This is a genomic window from Mycetocola spongiae (assembly GCF_020424085.1).
Classification (GTDB): Bacteria; Actinomycetota; Actinomycetes; order Actinomycetales; family Microbacteriaceae; genus Mycetocola; species Mycetocola spongiae.
On sequence record NZ_CP080203.1, the window covers coordinates 917,883 to 941,789 of the forward strand.

Annotated in this window: 19 protein-coding genes; 9 read left to right on the forward strand and 10 right to left on the reverse strand. The window is 66.3% G+C overall.

All coding sequences use genetic code 11. From position 1 onward, the window contains the following. Positions 1-6: 6 nt before the first annotated feature. Genes KXZ72_RS04300 through fepB form a run of 5 tightly spaced genes read right to left on the reverse strand, consistent with a single transcriptional unit; the run spans position 7 to position 5,298 of the window. Positions 7-1,311, reverse strand: coding sequence for an enterochelin esterase domain-containing protein (locus KXZ72_RS04300; protein WP_226082504.1), 1,305 nt, complete (start codon positions 1,309-1,311; stop codon positions 7-9). Beyond that, complete coding sequence (locus KXZ72_RS04305; protein ID WP_226082505.1) at positions 1,308-2,120, reverse strand: ABC transporter ATP-binding protein; 813 nt, start codon at positions 2,118-2,120, stop codon at positions 1,308-1,310. Before KXZ72_RS04305 ends, KXZ72_RS04300 begins: the two co-directional genes overlap by 4 nt. A gap of 19 nt (positions 2,121-2,139) precedes the next feature. Further along, positions 2,140-3,225, reverse strand: a complete 1,086-nt coding sequence (locus tag KXZ72_RS04310; RefSeq protein ID WP_226082506.1) for a FecCD family ABC transporter permease — start codon at positions 3,223-3,225, stop codon at positions 2,140-2,142. Next, entirely contained in the window at positions 3,222-4,298 is a 1,077-nt protein-coding gene (locus KXZ72_RS04315; RefSeq protein ID WP_226082507.1) for a FecCD family ABC transporter permease, read from the reverse strand. The genes KXZ72_RS04310 and KXZ72_RS04315 overlap by 4 nt, the downstream gene beginning before the upstream one ends. A 1-nt stretch (position 4,299) precedes the next feature. Further along, positions 4,300-5,298, reverse strand: a complete 999-nt coding sequence (gene fepB / locus KXZ72_RS04320; RefSeq protein WP_226082508.1) for a Fe2+-enterobactin ABC transporter substrate-binding protein — start codon at positions 5,296-5,298, stop codon at positions 4,300-4,302. Positions 5,299-5,487: 189 nt separating this feature from the next. On the opposite strand from fepB, the gene KXZ72_RS04325 reads away from it, so the two are divergent. The 3 genes from KXZ72_RS04325 to KXZ72_RS04335 all read left to right on the forward strand — a co-directional run bounded on the left by KXZ72_RS04325 (position 5,488) and on the right by KXZ72_RS04335 (position 8,395). Continuing rightward, on the forward strand, positions 5,488-6,204 hold the full coding sequence (locus KXZ72_RS04325; RefSeq protein ID WP_226082509.1) for a helix-turn-helix transcriptional regulator: 717 nt from the start codon (positions 5,488-5,490) through the stop codon (positions 6,202-6,204). Positions 6,205-6,253: 49 nt separating this feature from the next. Next, positions 6,254-7,060: a MerR family transcriptional regulator gene (locus KXZ72_RS04330; RefSeq protein WP_226082510.1), complete on the forward strand. Its 807-nt coding sequence runs from the start codon at positions 6,254-6,256 to the stop codon at positions 7,058-7,060. Between the two features lie 381 nt (positions 7,061-7,441). After that, positions 7,442-8,395 carry an alpha/beta fold hydrolase gene (locus KXZ72_RS04335; RefSeq protein ID WP_226082511.1) on the forward strand — a complete coding sequence of 318 codons (954 nt, stop codon included), beginning with the start codon at positions 7,442-7,444 and terminating at the stop codon, positions 8,393-8,395. A gap of 51 nt (positions 8,396-8,446) precedes the next feature. On the opposite strand, the gene KXZ72_RS04340 is transcribed toward KXZ72_RS04335, so the two are convergent. Further along, positions 8,447-11,089, reverse strand: a complete 2,643-nt coding sequence (locus KXZ72_RS04340) for a LuxR C-terminal-related transcriptional regulator (protein WP_226082512.1) — start codon at positions 11,087-11,089, stop codon at positions 8,447-8,449. Between the two features lie 334 nt (positions 11,090-11,423). Here KXZ72_RS04340 and KXZ72_RS04345 point away from each other — a divergent pair, with 334 nt between their 5' ends. From KXZ72_RS04345 to KXZ72_RS04360, 4 genes are all read left to right on the forward strand, one after another. Next, positions 11,424-12,368 carry an alpha/beta hydrolase gene (locus tag KXZ72_RS04345; RefSeq protein ID WP_226082513.1) on the forward strand — a complete coding sequence of 315 codons (945 nt, stop codon included), beginning with the start codon at positions 11,424-11,426 and terminating at the stop codon, positions 12,366-12,368. Between the two features lie 374 nt (positions 12,369-12,742). Then, entirely contained in the window at positions 12,743-15,118 is a 2,376-nt protein-coding gene (locus KXZ72_RS04350) for an ATP-binding cassette domain-containing protein (protein WP_226082514.1), read from the forward strand. A 34-nt stretch (positions 15,119-15,152) separates the two neighbouring features. Further along, positions 15,153-15,473, forward strand: coding sequence for a nucleotide pyrophosphohydrolase (locus tag KXZ72_RS04355; protein WP_226082515.1), 321 nt, complete (start codon positions 15,153-15,155; stop codon positions 15,471-15,473). Beyond that, a complete protein-coding gene (locus tag KXZ72_RS04360) occupies positions 15,460-17,178 on the forward strand; it encodes a DUF2075 domain-containing protein (RefSeq protein WP_226082516.1) in 1,719 nt (572 codons plus the stop codon). The genes KXZ72_RS04355 and KXZ72_RS04360 overlap by 14 nt, the downstream gene beginning before the upstream one ends. A 6-nt stretch (positions 17,179-17,184) precedes the next feature. On the opposite strand, the gene KXZ72_RS04365 is transcribed toward KXZ72_RS04360, so the two are convergent. The 3 genes from KXZ72_RS04365 to KXZ72_RS04375 form a co-directional block, all read right to left on the reverse strand. Further along, on the reverse strand, positions 17,185-17,745 hold the full coding sequence (locus tag KXZ72_RS04365; RefSeq protein ID WP_226082517.1) for a YdeI/OmpD-associated family protein: 561 nt from the start codon (positions 17,743-17,745) through the stop codon (positions 17,185-17,187). A 103-nt stretch (positions 17,746-17,848) separates the two neighbouring features. Next, positions 17,849-19,024: a GDSL-type esterase/lipase family protein gene (locus KXZ72_RS04370; RefSeq protein WP_226082518.1), complete on the reverse strand. Its 1,176-nt coding sequence runs from the start codon at positions 19,022-19,024 to the stop codon at positions 17,849-17,851. Further along, positions 19,021-19,614, reverse strand: coding sequence for a TetR/AcrR family transcriptional regulator (locus KXZ72_RS04375; RefSeq protein ID WP_226082519.1), 594 nt, complete (start codon positions 19,612-19,614; stop codon positions 19,021-19,023). The genes KXZ72_RS04370 and KXZ72_RS04375 overlap by 4 nt, the downstream gene beginning before the upstream one ends. A 123-nt stretch (positions 19,615-19,737) precedes the next feature. Between KXZ72_RS04375 and KXZ72_RS04380 the strand changes: the two genes are divergently transcribed. Then, positions 19,738-20,802, forward strand: coding sequence for a hypothetical protein (locus KXZ72_RS04380; protein ID WP_226082520.1), 1,065 nt, complete (start codon positions 19,738-19,740; stop codon positions 20,800-20,802). Here the strand turns inward: KXZ72_RS04380 and KXZ72_RS04385 are convergent. Beyond that, positions 20,799-22,388, reverse strand: a complete 1,590-nt coding sequence (locus tag KXZ72_RS04385; RefSeq protein ID WP_226082521.1) for an ABC-F family ATP-binding cassette domain-containing protein — start codon at positions 22,386-22,388, stop codon at positions 20,799-20,801. The genes KXZ72_RS04380 and KXZ72_RS04385 overlap by 4 nt on opposite strands. 361 nt (positions 22,389-22,749) lie before the next feature. Between KXZ72_RS04385 and KXZ72_RS04390 the strand changes: the two genes are divergently transcribed. Beyond that, positions 22,750-23,892 carry a hypothetical protein gene (locus tag KXZ72_RS04390; protein ID WP_226082522.1) on the forward strand — a complete coding sequence of 381 codons (1,143 nt, stop codon included), beginning with the start codon at positions 22,750-22,752 and terminating at the stop codon, positions 23,890-23,892. The last annotated feature ends 15 nt before the right edge of the window (positions 23,893-23,907 follow it).

The following is a 23,907-nucleotide window of genomic DNA, read 5'->3' on the forward strand; positions in this document are numbered from 1 at the left end:
CGCGGCTCACCACTCGGAGGCAAGCTCATCCAGGCCCTCCAGCAGCCCGTGCCGCCACCACGCATAATCGTGCCCCCCACGCACCTCGCGATAGGTCAGCCCAAGCCCGGTGCGGGCGGCGCGGCGCACCAAAAGCCGCGCCTGATCCAGGAGGATCCCCTCCTCCAGGCCCACGGCTAACACCATCCTGCCGCTTGCGCCCTCCCGGGCCAGGCGGTCGCTGAGGGTGCCCGGGCGCGTCTCCTCGCGCCGCAGCGCCTCCCCCTCGCGATAGTGAAACGACGCCGATTGTGCCACGGCCGAGCCCACCAGATCGGGGCGGGTGATCAGCAGACCGGCCGCCGCCAATCCGCCATAGCTCTGCCCGGAGGCGATGATATCCGCGGCGCGATAGTCATGGCCGAGCGCCGCGCGCGCGGCCGGGAGCACGGTGTGTTCCAGGAGCGTGGCCACGCGCTCGGGCACGGGCAGATCCGCGCCGCGCCGCTCGGAGCCCATCGAGGACACCAGCACCACGGCGATACCCGGGCCCGCCCAGCGATCCAGCGCATCCTGGATGCCGATCTCGCGCCAGACCTCGCCGTCAAATAGCACCAGGAGCTTGCCCGGGCCGCCCTCCCCGAGCGGCCGATAGATCCAGACCCGGCGCGGCGAACCATCGGGCTCCACCAGGTTATGCACCTGCACGGTGCTGCCGCGCCGGAACGGCGCCTCCCCCCAGGCCGGATGCGGGCGCGCGGCATCCAGGGTCAGCACCGAGGACGTGGCACCCAGGGGATTACGCAGCGCACCCGGATTACGCGGATCGGGTGCGCCCAGCGCGTGAATCCGCATCCAGTGCGCACGATCATTTCCGCCCGAGCGCGGCAGCGGGCCGTGCTCCCCCGCGCCGATCACCAGCCGATAGCTGGCGATTAATTCGGGCGGCAGCAGATAGGTCAGATGCCAGATATCGGTCCCGGGCTCCCGGGCGAGCAGCGCGGGTTCAATATTCTCCCGATGCCGGTCGTTAAGGGAGTTGATATGCAGCATCACATCGTGGATCTGTCCGCGCCCGGGCTCCCCGCGCCACAGGAAGGTGGTCTCCCGCAATACCACGCCCTGCCGCGTCCGGGTCGCGCCGGCCACGGGGGTGCGCGGATGCGCGGCCCAAAACTCCTCCAGGATCCGCTCGCGGGCGGAGGGATCGGCGGCCAGCCGCTCCCGCACCCCCGCAAGCAACGGGGTGGGTACGGCCAGCGGTGCGCCGCCGGGCCCCGCGGGGGTGGGGCCGGCGGATACGGCCGCGGGAGGCACGTCGGGCCCGCTCATCGGGTGGCCGCCTCGCGGGCAAAATGGCTGCCCAGCGGCACCACCAGCGGGGTGCCCGAGACCGGGTCGGGGATGATCCGGCAGTCCAGGCCAAAGATCTCCCGCACCCGCTCCTCGGTAATAATCTCCTCCGGTGCGCCGTGGGCGAGCACCCTCCCCTCGCGCATCGCGATGATATGCGAGGCATAGCGGCACGCGTGATTCAGGTCGTGCAGCACCGCCACAATCGTGCGGCCCGTCTCCTCGTTCAGCGTGCGACACAGGTCCAAAACCTCGATCTGGTGGGCGATATCCAGGAACGTGGTGGGCTCGTCCAGGAGCAATAGCGGGGTCTCCTGCGCAAGCACCATCGCGAGCCAGACCCGCTGGCGCTGGCCGCCCGAGAGCTCGTCGAGGCTGCGCCCGGCCAGATCGGTCACATTGGTCGCGCGCATCGCCTCGCTCACCGCCCGATCGTCCTCCTCCGACCACTGCCTCAGCAGGCGCTGATGCGGAAAGCGGCCGCGCGCAATCAGATCGGTCACGGTGATGCCCTCGGGCGCGAGTGAGCTCTGCGGCAGCAGGCCCAGCCGGCGCGCGACATCCTTGGAGCGATACTCGGTGATCGGCCGATCATCCAGGTAGACCGCGCCCGAACGGGGCAAAAGAATGCGCGCGAGCGAGCGCAGCAGCGTGGATTTCCCACACGCATTGGACCCCATAATCACGGTGAATCCGCCATCGGGGATGGCGACGTTCAGATCGGTGGAGATCACGCGCTGATCATAGGCGAGCGTGAGGTTTTCGCCGCGGAGGCGGGAGGATTCCATCAGGGAGACCTTTCGAGAACTAGAGTCGGGCGCTTCGGGCGAGGAGCCAGAGCAGATAAAAACCGCCAAAAAGCCCGGTGAGGAGCCCCACCGGCACGGCCAGCCCGAGCGGGAGATGCTGCGAGGCGAGATCCGCCGCGACCAGCAATACCGCGCCCATCAGGGCCGAGGGCAGCAGCGGAATCGTGGGAGAGCGGGTGAGTTGGCGCACCACATGGGGCGCGGCGAGGGCCACAAAGGAGATGGGGCCGGCGGCGGCCACCGCGACCGCGGTCATCCCCACCGCCGCGGACATCATGATCAGCCGGGTGGATTCCACGTGCACACCCAGCTGCTGGCCCAGGTCATCCCCGAGCTCAATCATGTTGATCCGGCGCGCGGCGAGCAGCAGCACGGGCAGCAGCAGGATCAGCGCCGCGGCCACGGGCAGGGCATGGCCCCAGTTGCGGGCGTTGAGGCTACCGGTGAGCCAGAGCTGGGCGAGGATCGCGGTATCCTCGGCGCTGCGCGTGAGCAGCAGCGAGTTCAGTGCCTGTAGCACCGCCCCCACGCCGATGCCCACCAGGATCAGCCGATAGCCGCCCGTGGCCCGCCCCCGAAAGGACAGGGCATATACCAGCGCCGCGGTGATCAGGCCCGAGGCCACCGCGCTGAGCGCCACCGCGACCGGGCCGCCACCGAGCACCACGATCTGAATGATCGCGCCCGTTGCGGCCCCGCTCATAAAGCCGATGATATCCGGCGAGCCCAGGGGGTTGCGCGAGAGCGATTGGAATACCGCCCCCGCCACACCCAGGCACGCCCCCACGCACAGCCCCGCGACGAGCCGCGGCAGGCGCAGCGTGAGCACCACGCGTTCGGCGCGCGGTTCGCCGCGGCCGGTCAGCGCGGCCCAGACCTCGCCCGCGCCGAGGCCCAGGCTGCCGGTCATCAGCACGCCGATACCCAGCGCGGCCGCGATCAGCGCCAGGATGGCGCAGATCAGCAGCGTGCGCGGGCGCACCCGGATCGAGAGCGCACCCGCGCGCGAGCGCCAGATGCGCCCGGGCAGATGCCCGCCCGCGCTGAATTCTTCGGGAGGGGCGGGGGTGAGCGCGCGGGTCATAGCCGGGCCAGCTTTCGTTTACGAACAAGGGCGATAAAAAAGGGCCCGCCAATCAGGGCCGTGATGATCGCGGTCTGCACCTCGCCCGGGAAGGCCACGAGGCGGCCCAGAATATCGGCGGCGAGCACAATATTGGCGGCGATCAGGATGGAATAGGGCAGCACCCAGCGATAATCGGGACCCACCACCATCCGCGCGATCAGCGGCGCGGTCAGGCCAATAAAACCGATCGGGCCGGCGGCGGCCGTGGCGGCCCCGGCCAGGAGCACCACCACCAGCGCCGCGAGAAACCAGGTGCCGCGCGAGGAGACCCCCAGCGCCGCCCCCATTTCCTTGCCCAGCGCGAGCGCGTTCAGCGAGCGGGTGATCAGCAGGGCGATCAGGATGCCCAGCAGGATAAAACCCAGCACGGGCCAGAGCGTGGTCCAGGAGCGTCCCTGCAGCGAGCCCACCGACCAGAACCTGAACGTGCGAAATACGCTGGGGAAATTCAGCACCACCGCGGTGGTATAGGCCCCGAGGACCACGCTCAGCGCGGCCCCGGCCAGCAGCAGCTTGACCGGATTGGATCCCTCGGCAAAGGCCCCACCCAGCGCATAAACCAGCACCGCGGCGAGCGCGGCCCCGAGAAACGCAAACCAGATATAGCCGGAGGTATCCACGACGCCAAAAACGGCGATTCCGGTGACCACGGCCGCGGCGGCCCCGGCATTCACGCCGAGCAGGCCGGGCTCGGCCAGCGGATTGCGGGTGATCGCCTGCATCACGGCCCCGGCCACCCCGAGTGCCGCCCCCACGAGGATGCCCAGCAGGGTGCGCGGGATGCGCAGCTCCCGCACGATGAGGTGTTGATCATTGCCCGGGTCAAACGCGGTGAGTGCGCGCCATACGGTATCCAGGTCCAGCGGGCGCGAGCCGGAGGCCACGCTGAGGACCGAGAGTACCAGGAGCAGCAGCAGGCCGATCAGGATTCCGCGGCGTCGCCGCCGGTGCAGGGTGCGCGCGGGACCCCCCGCGGGTGCGCGGCGAGGGGCCGTGCGCCCGCGGGGGGCCGAGGGGAGGCGGACGCCCACGCTAGGAGGCAAAGAGCGATTCGACCTGATCGACGATCTGCGAGCCGCTGTAGTAGTCGATTCGGAACGAGGAGTTGCCGAGGGGATAGATCGCGCCCGAGGCCACGGCCGGCGCATTGGCCAGTACCGAGGTGTCCTGGAGTAGCTTTTTATTCTCCTCGGTGCCACTCACGATAAACACGGTGGAGCCGGTCAGCGCGGCCGTGGTGTTTTCCAGGGAGAGGAACGCGAAGTCCTGGCGGGCCCGCTCGCTGGTATCAAACTCATCGGGGGCGCCGGCCACGCGGAAGCCGAGGGCGTTCAGCAGGGTGCCGTGCGATCCGCCGGGCTTGGCAAAGGCGGTGTCATATTCGGGTCCGTTATACACGATCACATTGGTATCTCCCGCGGGCACGGTGATCTCCCCGGCAACCTCGCGGACCCGGGCATCAAAATCGGCCGCGACGGTCGCGGCGTTCTCCTCGAGGCCGGTGGCCTCGCCGAGCTGCGCGGCGAGCGCCTCCCATGTCTTATCCCCGTAGTTATAGACCACGGTGGGGGCGATGTCCTGGAGCTCCTTATAGTTGGCGGCCGCGCTATCGGCGCCGCTGGTGGAGACCACGATCAGGTCGGGATCGGCGGCGATGATGGATTCGATATCCACCTCCAGGTCGGGATACAGCACGTCGAGCCCGCGCTCGGTGGCCACCGCGGACCACTGATCAAAGAAGCCGCGCTCATCGCTGCCATCCCCGGGGGTTGTGGCGGCGCTGGCGATCACGGGCGCGTCAATCGCGAGGAGGGTTCCGGTGATCGTGAGCGAGGTCGAGACGATTTTTTTGGGCTGGCTCGGGATGGTGGTCTCGCCCAGCTCATGGGTCACGGTGCGCGGCCAGGCCCCGGCCTCGGCGGCGGGGGAATCGGTCTCGGTCGGGGCGGCAGCGCTGGTGCAGCCGGTCGCGGCGAGCGCGAGCAGGCCGACGGTCGCGGCGGCGAGGAGCCGACGGGTAACGGAGGTCATGGGTGTCCTTAGCTTTCGGGGGTTCAAACGCTCGCGGGCCCGGATTTCCGGGGAATCGGGGAGACCGGGGCCCGCGATCGTGTGTTAGCCTAGCCTTACCTAAAAGTGCATGGTGAGCTTTGCCGGACAGCCCATAGGGAAAACCAGACAACCCGCGGCTCGCCACCATGCCCCGTCCAGAGAGTCGCCGTGTCTACCGTCATTCCCCTCCCCTCCCTCTCCCCGAGCCGCGTGCACGGCCACGAGGCCCACGAGCTGACCTGGGTCTGCGAGGGCTCGGTGGTGATCGAGATTGGGCACTCGCGCTGGCGGCTCACCACCGAGCAGGCGCTGTGGATCCCCGCGGGCATCGAACACCTCGTCATCCCGCAGCAGGGTTCGCTGGTATTTCCGCTGTTTTTTGATGCGGTTGCGCCCCCGGCGCTGGCACAGGAGCCCACCGCCATTCACCGCACGCCGCTGCTGAATCGGCTCGCGCAGATTAAGCTCCAGCCGGGCCTGATCGCCCCCGCGGATATCCGCGAGGCCGAGTCCTCGATGCTGAGCCTGCTGCCCGCGCTCGCCCAGACCTCGGTGCGCCTGCCGATGCCGGTGGACCCGCGGGCGCTGGAGGTGGCCGAATCGCTCTTGGCGCGCCCGGCCACCCCGTTCACGCTGGAGCAGTGGGCCGCGCAGGTGCATACCAGCTCCAAGACGCTGCAGCGCTGTTTCCTCAACGAGACCAGCATGCGTTTCCCGGAGTGGCGTTCGGCGGCCCGGCTCTCGGCGGCGCTTCCGCTGCTCGCGGAGGGCATGCCGGTCATGCACGTCTCCGCGCAGGTGGGCTATGCCAGCGTGAGCGGGTTTATTGCCGCGTTCCATCGCCGCTTTGGGCATACCCCGGCCCGGCATCGCGCGAGCGCCTAGCTGCACCCGGGCTTGACCCTCACGCGGCGGAAGGGTTAGTACTGGGGGGATGACCCCGGATTCCGATTCCTCCACCCCGCTCTCGGTGGGGGCCGCCGCCTCCCTCCTCGGCGTGAGCGTGCGCACCCTGCACCACTGGGATGAGATCGGCCTGGTGCGCCCGGCGGGCCGCTCGCACGCCAATTATCGCCTCTATACCGAGGCCGATCTACTGCGGCTGCACCGCGTGCTGGTCTATCGCGAGCTGGGGCTCTCGCTCGCGGCCGTGACCGAGATCCTCGCCGATCCCGCCGTCTCCGAGATCGCCCATCTGCGCCGCCAGCGCGAGCTCCTGGCCGAGCGCGAGCTGTGCGCCGGCAGGATGATAGCGGGCATCGACCGGCTGCTCGAGGCGCGCGCGGCCGATGCCCGGCTCTCGGCCCGCGAGCGCGCGGAGATTTTTGGCGGGCCCTGGCGCCCCGACTGGGCCGAGGAGGCCAAGCGGCGCTGGGGCGGGAGTCCCGCCTGGGGCGAGTTTGAGGCGAATACCGCGCGGCTGGGTTCCGCGGGCCGCGCCGAGGCCGCGCGCGCGGGCGAGGCCGTGAACGCCGCGCTGATCGCGGGAAGGCGCGCGGGGATTGCCCCGGGCAGCGCCGCGGCGGCCGAGCTGGCCGAGCGTCATCGCGCCGTGATCGGCACGGCGTTCGCCTGCTCGCATTCGATGCACGCATGCCTGGCCACGCTCTATCGCGAGGACGGGCGATTCCGGGCCCATTTTGAGGCGCGGGATCCGGGGCTCACCGATTGGCTGGTGGCGGTGATCCACGCCAATGCGCGGGCCCACGGCGTGGACCCCGAGTCCGCCGAGTGGGTTTAGTCCCGCGCCGGGCCCACCCGCCTGGTCCCAATTCGCGGGACAGCGCCGCCGCGGCCCCGCATGGTTCCGCGGCTTCCAGGTAGGCGCGGAAAAGATCCACAGCGTTTAGCCAGTCACGGCCGCATAGGCTGGGTGCGGGTCCCGCGGGACCCGCAGCTACGCGCGGCCGGTGAAGTCGGTTCCGGCCTCCCCCGCGCGTTTGATCTGGGGGCGATTTTCCGCCGCGACGAGCGCGTCTCGGCCGGTGGATAATCGGAGATCGAGCCCTCCGGTTGTGCCTAAAGACGCGCGCGCCGGAGAGACCACTGGGGTGGCGAGCCGATCCGGCCCGGCGCCCTAACGTAACGGTTTATTAACCATGCCAATCACATCGGAATAAACATGAAGAAGTTTCTCAAAATCGCACTGCGGGTGGTCCTGTCGATCATCGCGGTGATCGCGCTGGTCCTGACCACCACCACGGTCGTCAACGCCGTGGCCACCGGCTCGGAAAAATCGCGCATCGATACCTATGGTCAGCTGGTCCCCGTGGACGGCAAAAACATGAACGTGGTGATCTCCGGTTCCGGCGAAAATACCATCGTCCTGATCCCCGGTTTTGGTACCGCCTCCCCCGCCCTGGATTTCAGCCCGCTGATTAAGCGCCTGGAGACCGAGAACCGCGTGGTGGTGGTGGAGCCCTTCGGTTATGGCCTGAGCGATCAGACCGATAAGGAGCGCACGTCCGAGAATATCGTGACCGAGATCCACGAGGCCGTCTCCGGCCTGGGCCTGGAAAAATACGTGCTGATGGGTCACTCGATCGCCGGCATCTACGGCCTCGAATACGCCAATAAATACGGCGATGAGCTCACCGCCTTTGTGGGAATCGACAGCAGCGTTCCCACCCAGCCCGGGATGGACGTGCAGTTCCCCACCGGCGCGATGCAGGCCGCAAAATTCCTCGGCATCGCCCGCATCATCACCGAGCTGAGCGGCGATACCCTCGCCGGGATGGACTTTGATGAGCACACCAAGGACCAGATGAAGCTGATCGCCTTCCAGAACAACCTCACCGATACCTATGTGGATGAGATGAAGCATATCTATCCGAACTTCGTGGAGGCCCGCCGCCTGACCTTCCCGCAGACCCTCCCGGTCCTGCTCTTTGCGCAGGCCGATAATAAGAGTGTCGCGGGCTGGGTTGAGTTGCACGAGGAGCAGGCGGCCACCGTGGATAACGGCACCGTGGTTCTGCTCGATGCCGATCACTATCTGCACCACAGCAAATCGGCGGAGATCGCCGCCGATTTTGAGGCCTTCATGGCCGATCTGAACGCGGGCGTCACGCCCTAGGTTTGGAACCCCACGGGGCCGCGCACCGCTTATGGTGCGCGGCCCCGTGCGTTAATCCCGGGCCGCGAGCGCCTCGGCCACATCATCGCGCGAGGATACCTGAAGCTTTTGCAGGATCTTCGCGGCGTGGGTCTCCACGGTGCGCTTGGAAATGGTCAGCCGCTTGGCGATGTCCTTATTGGAAAAGCCCAGCGCCAGCAGCTCCGCCAGCTGCTGTTCGCGTCCGGTCAGGTCGGCATGCGGCCTACCCGCGGGGATAAACAGGCCGCGGCGGGCCAGGGCGCGCGCCTCGGAGCCCCCGTTGCGCTCGCCTCCCCGCACGATATGTTCCAGGCTGCCCAGCAGGAGCGCTGCGAGGGGGGTCTCCACCTGGCCCGCGATCTCCCGCGCCCGCTCCAGCTCGGCCGTGCTCGGACCCTCGGGTGCGCAGAGCGCCACGGCGTGGAGCCCCCGCAGTTCCATCAGCGTAAAACCGTATTCCCGGGAGCGTTCTACGATCTCGCGGGCCTCCACCGGCGAGGCTCCCCCGGGCTGATAGAGCGCCCCGAGCAGCGCGTAATAACGCTCGGGCATTTCCAGCAGTGCGCTGGTGCGCCCGCGCAGCAGGCGCAGCTGGCGGGCTGCATCCGCGGAACCCTCAAGATCGCCGGTGGCACCCAGCGCAAGCGAGAGCACCGCGAGCAGCAGGCCCTCCGAGGCGGTTCCGGCAAAATCCTCCAGCTCGGCATAGGCGATCTTCAGGTTGGTCACGGCGGTGCCCCACTCGCCCAGGTTGATCGAGATCAGCCCGCGGCCGAAGGCCACCAGCGATTGCCGCACCCGGACGTGTCCCGGGTTGCGTTCCATCGTGAGGTTTAGGAAGGCGTAGATCGCCGAGGCCTCGCGCACGTTTCCGGCAAACATATCGGCCAGGCACCAGGCGCCCACGATATCGCCGATTGCGAGCGGCTGCTCCCGCGTGGAGCGCACCGCGAGGGTGAGCTGTTGGCGGCCCACCGCGCGGGCCCGTTTCACCTCCCCGCGCTGGGCGAGGGAGATGATCATGCTGGAGGCCAGCGGCAGAAAATCGGTGGCCGAACGCGCCTGCGCATAGAGGTGATTATGCATGCCGGCGGCCTCGTGCATCGCGCCACCATAGGCGAGATAGATGCCGCGGGCGATCTCCAGGCGGCGCAGCCGCGCACCGTCCTCGGGCTCGTCCCCGAGCAGGCCCTCGGCCCAGTCCAGGTGGTCCAGGCCCGCGCGCCAGCGGCCGCTCTGCATCACGGCCGCCTCGGCGGTGATCAGGGCCAGGGCGGTGGCCAGTTCGGCGCGCTCGGGTCCCGCGGGCAGCAGCTCACAGAGCTCCCGCGCGGGGAGAAAATCCTCCTCCGCGCCCGCGGGGTTATTGCGAAACCGATACGCCTCGATGCGGTCGATATAGGCGCGGATGCGCTGGCCATGGCTCGCCTCGGGATGCAGCAGCAGGGCGCTGGAAAGCCGAATCCGGGCGTCATAATCGGCGAGTGAGCGGGCCAGGGCGCAGGCCTGATCCAGGATGGGCAGCGGCACGGTGCGCCCGCCGCCCAGGCCCCAAAACACCACCGTGAGCAGATCGGCGGTTTCCCCGCGCCACGGCCCGGTTGTGGTGGTGCCGCCCACCACCGCGTCATAAAGCTCGCCGAAGCGTGCCCAGACCTGTGCTGCATTCAGCAGGCCCGACATGGTTTCGCCGTAGATCGGATGGGCGAGCGTGATCACGGGGTCCTGTTCGCGCCCGCGGCGCGTGCCAAAGACGATCAGGCCGTCATCGGCCAGCGCGGCCAGCGCGGCGCTATGCACGTGTCCCTGGAGCAGGCGCAGCGGCACGGGTGCGCACAGCGCAACCGTTTCAAAGGCCGCGCGTTTTTCCGGGGCCAGCCCGGTCAGTTCGGCGCGGATGATATCGCTCAGGGTGGTCTCCGCGGGCAGTGGTCGCCGCCAGACGGAGAGCCCGTGCCGGGTTTCAAAGGCGGCGGAGGCATCCAGCGAGCGCAGCAGCTCCGTGAGAAAAAGCGCATTGCCTCCGGTGACCTCGGCGAGCCGGGCCTGGGTTTCCGGGGCGAGCAGGCGCGGGCTCAGCAGCTCCGCGGAGATCTCGGCCACCTCCTCCACAGTGAGCGAGGGCACCACGATGCGTTCCAGGTTTCCGGCGCGCCACGCGCTGATCAGCCCGGCGGAGGGTCCCGGCGTGGAGCGGCAGGTGAGGATCACCCGCACATCGGTGCGCGAGACCAGATAGTCCACTACCAGCGCGCTCATGCTATCCAGCAGGGGAACATCGTCGATCAGGATCAGGAGGCGGCCCGGGCTGGCCTTTTTGCCCTCCTCCTCGGCGCGCTGCACGCAGTCGCGGATGATGGCCTGCCCCACCCGGTCCACGCTCTGCTCGGTGAAGCGTTCATAGTCCCCGAGCGCGGAGACAAATACGGCCAGCGGCGATTCCCGGGTGGCGGTGGTGGCCGCAAAATGCGCAAGATAGACGCCGCTTTCCCGGGCCAGCAGCTCGTCCATGCTGCGCAACGCAAGCGAGGTTTTACCGATTCCGCCCGCGCCAATCAGAAGGGCGTTTCCGCCGGGCCGCTCCACGGCATGCACAACCGAGCCGATCAGGGTGCGTCGGCCCCAGAAGCGGCCGCCGCGGCGCAGGTGTCCGGGTCGAATTCCGCCGCTCATCGCCGCGACATCCGCGGGCGGGGGGCAAACGGGATCTTAACCATGGGTGCTGCTCTCGGGGGAGGTTTCGCGTCTCGAGACCCCGGGGGTAGGGATTCGGACGGCACCAACCGGAAATGACTCGATCGGTGAGACACGACGATACGTAGTCTATATTTTGCGCACGCCGGGCGCATCTTCGGGCAGCGTTCTCCCCCGCGGCGCGGGGTGACAGATGTCACGGGTGGCCGTGACATCGCGGCACTATCGGGTTCCCGCGCGGGGCCGCAGACTGGAACCATCGCCGGAACACACGGTTTCCGGGCCACCACCTCTACCCACACGGGGGCACATAGTGAAAAAATTTCTGAAGGTCACTGCGATCGTCATCGGCACGATTTTGGCGCTCTTTGCGCTGGGCCTGGGGACCACCACTGTGGTGAACGCGGTGGCCACCGGCTCCGAGACGAAAAACCTGAAGCCCTATGGGGAGCTGATCGAGGTGGATGGCAAAAACATGAACGTCGTGGATCGCGGCGCCGGGGAGCAGACCATTGTGCTGCTGCCGGGCCTGGGTACCGCGGCCCCCGGCCTGGACTTTGAGCCGCTGATCGCGCAGCTGGAGGACCGCTTCCGGGTGATCGCGGTCGAGCCGCTGGGCACGGGCCTGAGCGATGAGGCGGGCACCGCGCGCACGAGCGAAAATATCGCCCGGGAGGTGCACGGCGCCCTGTCCACGATGGGGGTGCGCAGCTATAGCCTGATGGGTCACTCGATCGCGGGCATCTACGCCCTCACCTATGTGAATGAGTTCCCCGAGGAGGTCACGGCGTTTATCGGAATCGATTCGAGTGTCCCGAACCAGCCCGGCGCCGATTCGGAATATCCCACGGAGTCGATGCAGCAGCTCAAGGCGCTTGGCCTGCTCCGGGTGCTGGATGGCCTGGCCCCGGACATGTATACGGACCTGGACTATACGCCCGAGATGAAGGATCAGATGCATGTGCTTGCGCTGCGCCACGCGGCCAGCGATGACCTGGGCAGCGAGATGAACCTCGCCGGCGAGAATTTTGCCGCGGCCCGCGAGCTGAGCTTCCCCGCGGATCTGCCCGTGCTCCTCTTTGTGGTGAGCGAGGGCGAGGATGTGGAGGGCTGGATTCCCCTGCACGAGGAGCAGATTGCCGCGCAGACCACGGGCCGCATGATCCTGATGGACGGCGACCACTATCTGCACCACACCCTGGCCCCGCAGATCGCGGCCGAGACCGTGTCCTTCCTGGACGCACTCCCGGCCCGCTAACCCCCGACCCGCGACGGCGGTAGTGGAGCTTCCCCCGGCTCCGCTACCGCCGTTGTGTTCTGCCCGGAATACGTATTGACCACCGATGCCCGCGGCCGCCCGCCACAACAGAATGGGTATCGGGGCCGGGACGCTACGGTACCCGGCGTGACGCTGTCCGTCCGCACCCCGCTCCCGCGGCGATATCCCACCCCAATTCCTCCCCCCTCGCGGGGTGCGGATATCGCCGCGCGACCCCGACACGACGCCCCGGGTAGACAGCGACCACACTCCCGAGGAAAATCGGTCTTGATGTTCGTGGTTGGTTGCCGCGGGCATGCACCGATCCACGGGCCGGGGCCAGTGCCCTCCCGTCCTCACCGATGGAGATTCTGATGGCCTCGACCACCCCCACGCCCGGGCATCCCGCCGATAGCCACGACCTGCTGCGGGTGCAGGGGGCGCGCGAAAATAACCTCAAGAATATTTCGGTGGATATCCCGAAGCGCCGGCTCACGGTCTTCACGGGTGTATCCGGTTCGGGGAAAAGCTCGCTGGTTTTTGGCACGATTGCCGCGGAATCCCAGCGCATGATTAACGAGACCTATAGCGCGTTTCTGCAGGGGTTTATGCCCAATCTGAACCGCCCCGATGTGGATCTTCTGGCGGGGCTGACCACGGCGATCATCGTGGATCAGGAGCGCATGGGTGCCAATTCCCGCTCCACCGTGGGCACCGCGACCGATGTTAACGCGATGCTGCGGATCGTCTTCAGCCGGCTGGGTGATCCGCATATTGGGTCCCCGCAGGCCTTTGCCTTTAACGTGCCCTCGGTCAGTGGCGCGGGCGCGGTCACGCTGGAAAAGGCGGGGCGCACGGTGAAGGAGCGGCGCAGCTTCTCGGTGACCGGCGGAATGTGTCCGCGCTGCGAGGGCATGGGACGGGTTAACGATATCGATCTGACCCAGCTTTATGACGATTCCAAATCGCTGAACGAGGGCGCGATGACCATCCCCGGTTATACCCCGGATGGTTGGGGCGTGAAGCTCTATACGGGCTCGGGGATGCTGGATCCCGATAAGCCCATCCGCGAATATAGCGAACGCGAGCTGCATAATTTTCTGTATCACGAGCCCACCAAGGTCAAGGTGGGCGATATTAATATGACCTATGAGGGCCTGATTCCGCGGGTCCAAAAATCGATGCTGTCCAAGGACCGCGAGGCCATGCAGCCGCATATTCGGGCGTTTGTGGACCGCGCGGTGACCTTCACCACGTGTTCCGAGTGCCTGGGCACGCGGCTGAATGAGGGTGCGCGTTCCTCCCGGGTCGCGGGGCTGAATATTGCCGAGGCCTGCGCGATGCAGATCAGCGATCTGGCCGCCTGGGTGGAAAAAATCGACGATCCCTCGGTGGCCCCGCTGCTGAGCGCGCTCTCGCAGACGCTGGATTCCTTTGTGCAGATCGGCCTGGGCTATCTTTCGCTGGATCGCCCCGCCGGCACACTCTCGGGCGGCGAGGCCCAGCGCACCAAGATGATCCGTCATCTGGGCAGCTCCCTCACCGATGTCACCTATATCTTTGATGAGCCCACGATCGGGCTGCATCCGCACGATATCCAGCGGATGAACGAGCTGCTGCTGCGCCTGCGCGATAAGGGCAATACCGTGCTGGTGGTGGAGCATAAGCCCGAGATGATCGCGATTGCCGATCATGTGATTGATATCGGACCGGGCGCGGGCACCGCGGGCGGCGAGATCTGTTTTGAGGGCAGCGTGCGGGGTTTGCGGGCGGCCGATACCCCCACGGGGCGACACCTGGACGATCGGGCCCGGCTGAAGGACGCGGTGCGCTCCCCGCGCGGGGCTCTAGAGATTCGCGGGGCACAGACCCATAACCTGCGCGATATAAACGTGGATATTCCGTTGGGGATTCTCACGGTGATCACAGGGGTTGCGGGCTCGGGGAAAAGCTCGCTCGTGAATGGATCGCTGCCGCGCGATGCGTCGATCGTCTCGATCGATCAGGGGGCGATTCGCGGATCGCGGCGCTCCAATCCGGCCACCTATACGGGCCTGCTGGAACCGATCCGAAAGGCGTTTGCCAAGGCCAACGGGGTGAAGCCCGCGCTGTTTAGCTCCAATTCCGAGGGCGCCTGCCCGGTGTGTAATGGAAACGGCATGATCTATACCGATCTGGGGGTCATGGCGAGCGTGGCCACGGTATGTGAGGTCTGCGAGGGCCGCCGCTTCCAGGCGGAGGTGCTTGAGTATCGCCTCGGTGGGCGCGATATCAGCGAGGTCCTGGCGATGCCGGTGGCCGAGGCGGCGGAGTTTTTTGCCGCGGGTGAGGCCCGCACGCCCGCGGCGCATCGCATCCTCGAGCGCCTCGTGGACGTGGGCCTGGGCTATATCAGCCTGGGTCAGCCGCTCACCACGCTCTCGGGTGGTGAACGGCAGCGGCTGAAGCTGGCCAATCAGATGGCCGAGAAGGGCGATATTTATATTCTGGATGAGCCCACCACGGGCCTGCACCTAGCGGATGTGGAGCAGCTATTGGGCCTGCTGGATCGCCTCGTGGACTCGGGCAAATCGGTTATCGTGATCGAGCATCACCAGGCCGTCATGGCGCATGCGGACTGGATCATCGATATCGGCCCGGGCGCGGGCCACGAGGGCGGCACGATCGTCTTTGAGGGAACCCCCGCGCGGCTGGTCGCGGATCGCAGCACCCTCACGGGCCAGTACCTCGCGGAGTATGTGGCGGGCTAACCCTCACCGGGACGGCTCCCGCTAGGCTGGGCTCGTGACCATAAATACGCTTCAGGAAGACCTGCGCGCCTTCGCCGCCGAACGCGAGTGGCAGTCGTTCCATACGCCAGAAAACCTCGCAAAAAGCATCTCGATCGAGGCGGCCGAGCTCCTGGAGTGTTTTCAATGGGGCCCGGATTCCCGCGAAGACGACGTGCGTCACGAACTCGCCGATGTGCTCACGTATTGCCTGATGATGGCCAACCGTTTGGGCCTGGACGCGGAGACGATTATTCGCGAAAAACTCGAGATCACACGCGTCAAATATCCGATTGAGCGTTCCCGCGGCCGATCGGAAAAATATGACCGGCTCTAGCATTCGCCGGCACGGTTTTTCCCCACGCGAGATCGGGACCTGGGCCGCCCTCGACCCATATTTGAATAACTGGCCCGTGGTATATCTCCTCGAGAATAAACGCGAGGTTTATGTTGGCGAAACTCGCAACGCCACGGTGCGGATGCAACAGCATCTTTCTTCACCCGAGAAACAGCGCCTCACCGAGGTGAGGGTAATCGTAAACGAGCAGTTTAATAAGTCGGTCTGTCTCGACCTGGAGTCCTACCTCATCCAGATGTTGGACGGCGACGGACGCTATAAGGTCCTCAATCGCAATGCGGGAATGCTGGACTCCGATTATTTTGATCGTGAGCGCTATCGGACCGATTTTGACGAGATTTTTGACGAGCTCCGTTCGGCCGGAATTTTTACCCGGACAATCCCCGAGATCATCAATAGTGATCTCTTTAAGCTCTCTCCGTTTAAGGCGCTGAATAGCGATCAGGCCGCCGCGGTAGAGAATATCCTCGAGGGCCTCTTCGCCGATCTTGATGCCGGCCGGGGAGGAACGCTTATTGTTCAAGGCGAACCGGGAACGGGTAAAACCGTAATCGCGATTCACCTTATGAAGCTCCTCCGAGACATCGAACTGACCGATCCCGTGGATGCGGTGCAGGACAGCGAGTCCCTCTTTACCGAGTTCTTCACCGCGGGCTACCGAGAGAAACTCCGGGGGCTTCGGATTGGGCTGGTCATCCCGCAACAGTCGCTGCGGAAATCGGTGGCAGCGATTTTTAAGAAGACTCCGGGGCTGAGTGCAACGATGGTTCTCACACCGTTTCAGGCGGGAGCGAGTAAGGAGAAATTTGATCTCCTGATCGTGGACGAAGCTCACCGGCTGAACCACCGGGCAAATCAATCCGCCGGTGGGCTGAATAAGCAGTTCTCCGAGATCACGACCCGGCTCTTTGGACACGATGACCGGGAAATCACACAGCTGGATTGGATTAGGAAACAAAGCACCCATCAGCTGCTCCTTATCGACGAGGCCCAGAGTGTGCGCCCGGCCGATCTACCCCGCAGGATACTGACGGATCTGATTGGCGTCGCTCGCTCCGAACATCGCCATTTCCGCCTGCGATCCCAGATGCGGGTACGCGGGGGCAACGAATATATCGAGTATGTGCGTGCCTTCCTGAGCGCAACTCCGCCCGAGCACCAATCCTCCGAAACCTACGAGTTTCGGATGTTCAACAGTGCCAGGGAGATGCATGAGGCGATACTCGCGCAGGACGCGCGCCATGGCCTGTCCCGGCTTATTGCCGGTTTTGCCTGGCCCTGGATTACCAAGAAGAATCCCGATGCCTACGACATTGAGATCGAGGGGTATCGGTTGCGCTGGAATCAGACCGATACCGATTGGATTAACTCCCCGGGGTCGGAATACGAGGTGGGATCAATCCACACGGTGCAGGGTTATGACCTTAATTATGCAGGGGTGATCATCGGCGGCGAGTTGCGGATGGATCCCAAAACCGGTGAGTTTCTTTTTAACCGCGAGAATTATTTTGACGCCAAGGGTAAGGAAAATAACCGCGCGCGAGGGATTATCTATACGGATAAGGACATTCTTGAATACGTCCTTAATATTTATGGAGTGCTTCTCACCCGAGGAATTCGAGGCACCTATGTTTATGTGGTGGATCCCGTGCTCAGGGAGTACCTTCGTGCCTTCACCTGGTAAGGCGGGCTAGCCCTCAAGCCGCTCCCGGGCGCGCGCGATGCGGGCCGCGCGGGTGGGGGCGGTGGCCGCGGTGACGATGGGGTGCAGGATCGAATAGCGCGCCGAGGAGCCGAGGGCGGCGAAGGCCGCGGCGGCCCGGGGCGAGGCGGCGAGGGCCGCGAGCAGATCCTCCGGCACCTCGATCGCGGCCGCACCGGCATAGGCGCGGTCCCAGCGGCCGTCCTCGCGGGCGCGGGTGATCTCGGCGTGGCCGCGCTCGCGCATCCGGCCGGCGTGGATCAACTGCCCCACGATGCCGATATTGCGCTGGGACCACATCGAGGCGCGCCGGCGCGGCGTGAAGCGCTGCATAAACGTGGCGGAATCCACGCTCTTTTTTTGGCCGTCGATCCAGCCGCTGCACAGCGCCTCCTCGAGGGCCTGGGCATAGCCGAGCGAGGTGGGGCTGAGCGTGCCCTTCTTGGCGAGGATGAGCCACACACCATCGGAGGTGAACTCGCGCTCGTCGAGCCAGGCCCGCCAGGCGGCGGCATCGGCCACGATCAGGGGGTCTCGCTGTTCGTCCATGATCGTCCTCGGTTCCCCGGTCCGCGGACCGGATGTTCTCATCCTGTGCCCCAGGATACGCGGCGGCACCGACGCCGGGTGGCGCGGGTGCCGCCCCGCGCGGCTAGGAACTCAGCGCGCCGCCCGGGCCAAATGCCAGCGCGGCAAAACGATCGCCGATCAGGACATGGGAGGCGGCATCCGGGTGCAGGGCATCCGGCAGCGGGTGCAGGAGCTCATCGGCCTCGGCAAAGAGTTCCAGCCCGTCCAGATAGTGCAGGTGGGCATCGGTTTCCGCACGCTCGGCCACCACGCGCCGCATTTCCTCGCGGATCACCCGCAGGGTGAGGGCCCCCGCGGCCACCGCCGCCGGGTCGCCCGTGGCGCGGAAGCGCAGCTCCCCCGCGGCCAGGGCATCGGTATCAAACGCGCCGGGGCCCGGGGTGTCCTCGTGGATGCCGCAGAAGATCGGGGAGATCAGCAGCAGCGGCGTCTCGGGATGCCCATCGCGCACGGTATCCAGGAAGCCGTGCAGCGCCGAGCGGAACGCGCGCAGGCGCATCAGGTCGGTATTCACCACGTTGATGCCCAGCTTGAGGCTGATCAGATCGGCCGGGGTATCGCGCAGGGCACGCGCCGTGAACTGATCCAGCAGTGCGCTGCCGCCGAAGCCGCGGTTGATCAGCTCCACCTCGCCGAGCCGCGCGGCCCGCGCGGGCCAGGTCTCGGTGGGGCGGAGGGCATTTGAGCCGTGGCTAATCGAGCTTCCGTGATGCACCCAGACCGGTCGCCCGGAGGGCTCGGCCGCGTGGATCGGCGCGGAGGCACGCAGCTCCCGCAGCTCGGTGATCTCGTTATGCGGCAGCCAGATCTCCACGTTTTTTGCATCCGGCGCCAGCCCGGTGAAGCGCGAGGTCCAGACCGGCCCCTCCTCCACCGTGGCGGTACCGGTGGCCATCGAGACCGTGGTGGTAACGCCGCCCGCGGTGGTGATGGACTCCACCAGGAGACCGTCCACCACCAGCTCGATCACGCCGTCCGGGCGCGCGGGCAGCCCCGCATAGGTGGTGCGCGAACGCACGGTATCCAACTCGATGGTGGTCGCGGTGGTCCGGAAGACCACGCGCACGCCGGAGGGCTGGGCCTCGGCCAGGCGCAGCTGCGGATCGGCGGATTGCCGCACCGCGAGCGCGGGCAGCCGGTGCGGGAGCACACCGTGCTCGGTGCGCTCCAGCTCCTGGGCCCCGCGGATCAGGTCGGCGGTGGGGGGAGAGATTTTTATCCGGGAGTTTATGGTCATACGTGGGGTCCTTCGGGTGCGGGGTGGGAGGGCCAGTGGGCCAGGAGGGTGTGCAGCCCGAGGAGAATCGCATTCCAGCTCTCCTCGGCATCGGGGGCGCCGTGGGCAAAGCCGCCCGCGCGTTCCAGATCCACAAAGCCGCGGAACGTGGAGCCCAGGAGGCGCACCGCATGGGTGGCCTCCTCCTGCCCCAGGTCATAGCCGCGCAGGATGGCCCGGCTGAGCGCGGAGTGGCGCGGGCCCGCGCTCGCGGCCGCCGCGGCGGGGTCGAGGCGATACTGGGTCGCGGCGAAGCGTCCCGGATGCGCGCGGGCATAATCGCGATAGGAATTGCCCAGCGCGCTCACGGCCTCGGCGCGGGCGCGGCCGGCCACCGCCTCGGCGGAGAGACCGGCCATCTCCTCCAGCGCGAGCATCGCGACGCGCGCCCGCAGGTCGCCCGTGCTCGCGATATGCGAGTAGAGGCTTGCGGGTTTCACGTCGAAGTGGCGGGCGAGTTCGGCCACGGTGACCGCATCAAATCCGCGCTCATCGGCGATCTGCGCCGCGGCGCGGGTGAGGCGCTCGGGGGTGAGTCCGGCTCGTGCCATGATGTCTCCTTTACTGACAAACCTAAGCATAGTAGGCAATTACCAATTAAGCATAGCTAACGGGGAAAGTGCATTATTCTCCCCCGGGTCCCCGCCCCGTTCGAATCGTCCTACACTTTCGATATGACCCGCCCCACCCCAGTCTCGACCGCCGTTCGGGTGGAATCGGAGGCGGTCTATAGCGCCCTAATTCTGGGGACCCTCGGCGGCCTGGCCGGCCTCCTCGCCTCCTGGGGACGCCTGCTTCCACTGTGGGGGCCCGGCTCGCTCGCGAGCATCGCCGCGCTCTCCGGGGGCCTCGCGGCCCTGGCCGCCGGAACCCTCGGTTATTGGCGCTCGCGCGGCACCGCCGAGCAGCACTGGCGGCAAAATCTGCCGCGCTGGAAGGCCGTGGTGAATATCCTCTCGGTGGTTCTTGCGCATGTTTCGCTCGCGGTACTCGCGCTTTTTGCCGTGTTTCTTCTGCTCTCGCGCGCGTTTATCGGGGCCACCATGGATGCCTTTTGGAGCGTGACCCTCGTGGCCTGCGCCGCGGGCCTGAGCGCGTATTTTGTGTGGCTCTCCGCCTCACGCATCAGCACCCAGCGCATGTCGAGCCTGCTGGTGTCCTTTATCGCGCTGGGCACCCTCACCGCGATGACCACCACGCCCGATCCCGGGTGGTGGCGCATCCATTTCAGTCACCTCGGCACATTCTGGTCCCTGTCCAGCCTGCTGTTTAACGGCACGCTGATCATCGGGGGCCTCCTGGTGATGGCGTTTGCGATCTACCTGGATAACGACCTGGGCACCCTGGTTGGTCGCGGCATTGTGACCGCTCCCCGCGCCCCGCGCACGGTCTCCACGATGCTCGTGATCATGGGAGTGATGCTCGCGGGGGTGGGTCTGGTTCCGGTGAACCTGATCGAGCCCGTGCATAATCTCAGTGCAATGGGGATGGCGGCGATGTTTATTGGGCTGCTCGCCGCAAGCCCGTGGATTCTGCGCGGAATGCCGCGCACCTATTTTCTCTCGGCCTGGGCGTTTCTGGCGATCACGATTCTCTCGGTGATCCTGTTTATCGAGGGCTATTTTGGGTTAACCGCATTTGAGGTGGTCGTTTTCACCCTCATCTTTTCCTGGATCGCGGTATTTATTCGTTTCCTCGTGGCCCTCGTAAATCGCCCCACCGAGGCCCCCGCCGCCTAGACGGCGCGCGCGAGAATCTCGCCCGGCCCGGCGCCCTCGGCACCAAAAACCAGCAGCCGATTGGCGACCTTCTCGGTGAAGAACCGGTCGTGGCTGACCACAATCACCGCGCCCGGGAAGTGCACCAGCGCGCGCTCCATGACCTGGGTGCTGGCGAGGTCGAGGTGGTTGGTGGGCTCATCCAGGATCAGCACGGAGGCCCCGGAGAGCAGGCACTGCGCCATCGCCACGCGGGCACGCTGACCACCCGAGAGCTCGCGGATGCGCTTTTTCTTATCGGCCTCCGAGAACTGGAACATCGACAGGAAGCGGCCCACGGATTTCCGCGTGGCGGTGAGCGCGAGGCTATCGGGCAGCCCGTTCACCGCGTGGGTCACGGTATCGTCGAGGTCAAGCTCCTCCAACATCCGGTTATAGGACACGGTCTTAATGCCGCCGGCCCAGGCCACGCTGCCGGAATCGGCGCGCTCCTCCCCCGTGAGCACGCGCAGCAGCGTGGATTTTCCGCTGCCGTTGGCGCCCAGCACCACGAGGCGGTTGCCGCGGCGCAGCTCAAATTCCACATCGCGGAAGAGAGTGCGCTCGCCATAGGATTTTTCCAGCCCGCTCACGCGGCACAGGATTTCCTTCACGTGCAGGCCGCCGTAGATCTCGGTGAGAATCTCGTCCACGGGCCGCGGGGCGCGCGCCTTTTTAATGCCGGCCAGCTGCTTGCCGAGGTTTTTACTGGCGTTTTTGGCGGCCTCGCGGCGGTCGGCGATCCCCTCGGCCTCAAATGCCAGCAGCTCGGATTCGTGCTGGAACTGGGTCTCAAGCGTCTTCAGGCGGAACTGCTTCTGCACGATATATTCGGCAAAATTCCCGGGGTATTCATGCAGGTGATAATTTTCCACCTCCACGATCCGGGTGGCCACGGCATCGAGGAATTTCCGGTCGTGGGACACGATGATCGCGGCCCCCTTAAAGTCGCGGAACCAGGATTCGAGCCACTCCACGCCGGGCACATCGAGGAAGTTGGTGGGCTCGTCCAGCAGCAGCACATCGGGCTCCTCCAGCAGGATCTTGGCCAGCGCCGCGCGGTTGCGCCATCCACCCGAGAGCTCGTCGATCGCGCAGATGCGGTGCGCCTCGGTGAAGCCCAGCGTGGTGAGGGCGCGGTCGATCTTGCGCTGATAATCCCAGCCGTCGATGCGGTCCATCTCCACAAAAAGCTCGGACTGGCGCAGGATCAGGGCGTCCAGATCGCCCATCGGATCGGCCGCAATCGCGGCGTCGATCGTGGCCAGTTCGGCCTCCACCGCGTGCACCTCAACAAAAAGTGCGTCCAGGACCTCGCTGATGGTGGCGGTGCCGTCCAGCTCGGAAAACTGTGAAAAATAGCCGATGCGGATATCGGGGTCCACGCTGACCTCGCCGCGATCGGGCTGGATCTGGTCCAGGACCAGCCTCAGCAGGGTGGTTTTACCCGAGCCGTTGCGCCCGATCAGCCCCACCCGGTCCCCCGCATCGAGCCGGAAAAACGCCTCCCGCAGGATCTGCGCGTTCTCAAACCAAACCTCAACATCGTTAAACCGAACCAGGCTCATCCGAACCGCTTTCTCTCCGCACAGAAAAACACCCGGGTTCCCGGGTGTCCGTATCCCCCAACTTTACGTCACGCGCGGCCCGCGCCCGGTCGGCGCCGGGCGCACGGCCCGCGGATTCCCCGCGTGTCGCGGGAGGCGCGCGGCGGGGCGGATTGCCGCGACGGGCAGGATCTACGTGCCCGTCGGGGGGCACTCGCACTGGGGTCGGTAGCCTCCCCCGGATTCACCTATTCTTTTTTAAAACACAGGTAATTTAAGCGTGATCAGCGTAAATGCTGTCACCGAGACCCCGCGACGACGTGCGCTCCCTGCGCACGGTCCGCTCATTTTATGTCCCCGAACGCCGACGTACGGAAGCCCAGTGAAAAAACTCAGCACGCTTACCCTGATCGCCTCACTCACCCTGATATTGGGGAGTGGTCCACTCATCGCCCAGGCCGCCCCCGGCGCGGAAAACGAGGCCGCCAACCCGGCCGAGGACCTCCTCACGGGGCTTATCCCGGAGGAGGATACCGTCCCCGCGATTCCCGAGGTCCCGGAGACTTCGCTTCCGTCCCCCTCGACGCTCCCGCCCTCCCCCGCGGGAGATGTCCCCGCCGCGCCGCCCACCGCGAATACTCTCCGCGAGGGCGGGGCCGTGAATGTTCCGGAGGTTCCCGCGCCGAATATCCGCGCAAAATTTGATCTGAGCGCCGGCCCGGCCTCCCGTCATACCCTGATCGTCACGGGCTCCACGGCCGCGGGTCCGCTGAACGGTACGGTCCGGGTGAACTATCAGTTCACCTACTGGGGCGACCTGACCGATACCGCCCTCAGCACCACCGCGGTCTTCGAAAACGGCACCACCGTCTTGCAGCTGAACGAGGAAACGAGCGGCATCGGATTTCTGTATCTCGCGTTTGGCGCCGTGGACTCCGCCGATACCGCGCAATTCTGGTCGGGTCAAACCCTCGCACTGGCCAATCTGAGCAGTCTCGCCGAACTGGCACCCGATGCGGCCATTCCGCTCTCGCTGCGGGACGCGGCGCTGCGCGCGGGTGCCGAGCAGCTGATCACCATCCCCGCCGAGTTGCATACGGAAGATATCAGCGTGGTGCTCTCCTCGGCCAATTCCCAGCGCCAGATTGCGCTCCTGCCGGCCTCCGAGCGGGCGGATATCGATAGCCATACGGTGACCATTCCGGCGGATGCCCGGCCCGGCCCCCATCACCTCGAGCTGCGGTTTGCCGATCTCGTCTTCTATTTTGACTTCACCGTGCTTGCCCCGGCCACACCCGTGATCGATTCCACCCCCGTCACCACCGCCACGCCCCCCGCGGTGATTCCCGAGAATACGCAGGCTCCCGGGGCGAAGGTCGATACCGTTGCCGCGAGCACGCCGCACTCCACCAAAAAGCTCGCTGATTCCGGGGCGGAGTCGGTGCTGGGCGTGGTCGCGCTGGCCGCGGTATTGCTCCTCGCGGGCATCGGAATGCTCCGCCGCCGCGTGCGGATCACCGGATAACACACCCCTGCACTC

What these genes read in the sequence shown, in the direction of transcription:
- KXZ72_RS04375 (WP_226082519.1), bottom strand. Translation starts at nt 19,614, where the DNA reads ATGGCACGAGCCGGACTCACCCCCGAGCGCCTCACCCGCGCCGCGGCG.
- KXZ72_RS04300 (WP_226082504.1), bottom strand. Translation starts at nt 1,311, where the DNA reads ATGAGCGGGCCCGACGTGCCTCCCGCGGCCGTATCCGCCGGCCCCACC.
- KXZ72_RS04360 (WP_226082516.1), top strand. Translation starts at nt 15,460, where the DNA reads ATGACCGGCTCTAGCATTCGCCGGCACGGTTTTTCCCCACGCGAGATC.
- KXZ72_RS04330 (WP_226082510.1), top strand. Translation starts at nt 6,254, where the DNA reads ATGACCCCGGATTCCGATTCCTCCACCCCGCTCTCGGTGGGGGCCGCC.
- KXZ72_RS04385 (WP_226082521.1), bottom strand. Translation starts at nt 22,388, where the DNA reads ATGAGCCTGGTTCGGTTTAACGATGTTGAGGTTTGGTTTGAGAACGCG.
- KXZ72_RS04335 (WP_226082511.1), top strand. Translation starts at nt 7,442, where the DNA reads ATGAAGAAGTTTCTCAAAATCGCACTGCGGGTGGTCCTGTCGATCATC.
- KXZ72_RS04380 (WP_226082520.1), top strand. Translation starts at nt 19,738, where the DNA reads ATGACCCGCCCCACCCCAGTCTCGACCGCCGTTCGGGTGGAATCGGAG.
- KXZ72_RS04310 (WP_226082506.1), bottom strand. Translation starts at nt 3,225, where the DNA reads ATGACCCGCGCGCTCACCCCCGCCCCTCCCGAAGAATTCAGCGCGGGC.
- KXZ72_RS04365 (WP_226082517.1), bottom strand. Translation starts at nt 17,745, where the DNA reads ATGGACGAACAGCGAGACCCCCTGATCGTGGCCGATGCCGCCGCCTGG.
- KXZ72_RS04305 (WP_226082505.1), bottom strand. Translation starts at nt 2,120, where the DNA reads ATGGAATCCTCCCGCCTCCGCGGCGAAAACCTCACGCTCGCCTATGAT.
- KXZ72_RS04370 (WP_226082518.1), bottom strand. Translation starts at nt 19,024, where the DNA reads ATGACCATAAACTCCCGGATAAAAATCTCTCCCCCCACCGCCGACCTG.
- KXZ72_RS04350 (WP_226082514.1), top strand. Translation starts at nt 12,743, where the DNA reads ATGGCCTCGACCACCCCCACGCCCGGGCATCCCGCCGATAGCCACGAC.
- KXZ72_RS04340 (WP_226082512.1), bottom strand. Translation starts at nt 11,089, where the DNA reads ATGAGCGGCGGAATTCGACCCGGACACCTGCGCCGCGGCGGCCGCTTC.
- fepB (WP_226082508.1), bottom strand. Translation starts at nt 5,298, where the DNA reads ATGACCTCCGTTACCCGTCGGCTCCTCGCCGCCGCGACCGTCGGCCTG.